Raw genomic sequence first — 608 nt, 5'->3', positions numbered from 1 at the left:
CTTTAGCTCAACATCGCCATGCTCGTTCTTCTGCTCAGAAGGTTCGCCTTGTAGCTGACCTGATTCGCGGTAAGAAAGTGTCGCAGGCCCTGGATATTCTGACCTACACCAACAAAAAAGCTGCTGTACTGGTCAAGAAGGTACTGGAATCTGCCATTGCTAACGCTGAACACAACGATGGCGCCGACATTGATGATCTGAAAGTTGCGAAAATTTTCGTAGACGAAGGCCCGAGCATGAAGCGCATTATGCCGCGTGCTAAAGGTCGTGCAGATCGCATCCTGAAGCGCACCAGCCACATCACTGTGGTTGTGTCCGATCGCTGAGACTCTGGAGACTAGCAATGGGTCAGAAAGTACATCCTAATGGTATTCGCCAACACCAAAGAATTCGCTGACAACCTGGACAGCGATTTTAAAGTACGTCAGTTCCTGACTAAAGAACTGGCTAAAGCGTCTGTATCTCGCATCGTTATCGAGCGTCCGGCTAAGAGCATCCGTGTGACCATTCACACCGCTCGCCCGGGTATCGTTATCGGTAAGAAAGGCGAAGACGTAGAAAAACTGCGCAAGGTCGTAGCGGATATCGCTGGCGTACCTGCACAGATC

The 608-nt window shown here is 50.5% G+C and carries 2 protein-coding genes; both read left to right on the top strand.

The features are described 5' to 3' along the window. Positions 1–326: 50S ribosomal protein L22 (gene rplV / locus ABD353_RS39935; RefSeq protein WP_344628603.1), on the top strand; the 326-nt coding region annotated here is incomplete at its 5' end. A gap of 39 nt (positions 327–365) precedes the next feature. Further along, positions 366–608, top strand: a 243-nt coding sequence (locus tag ABD353_RS39930; protein WP_425555360.1) for a KH domain-containing protein, incomplete at its 3' end; no start/stop codon positions are given.

The sequence above is a fragment of the Kitasatospora arboriphila genome (assembly GCF_039528095.1).
GTDB lineage: Bacteria > Actinomycetota > Actinomycetes > Streptomycetales > Streptomycetaceae > Kitasatospora > Kitasatospora arboriphila.
This window is presented reverse-complemented; position numbering and strand designations above follow the sequence as displayed.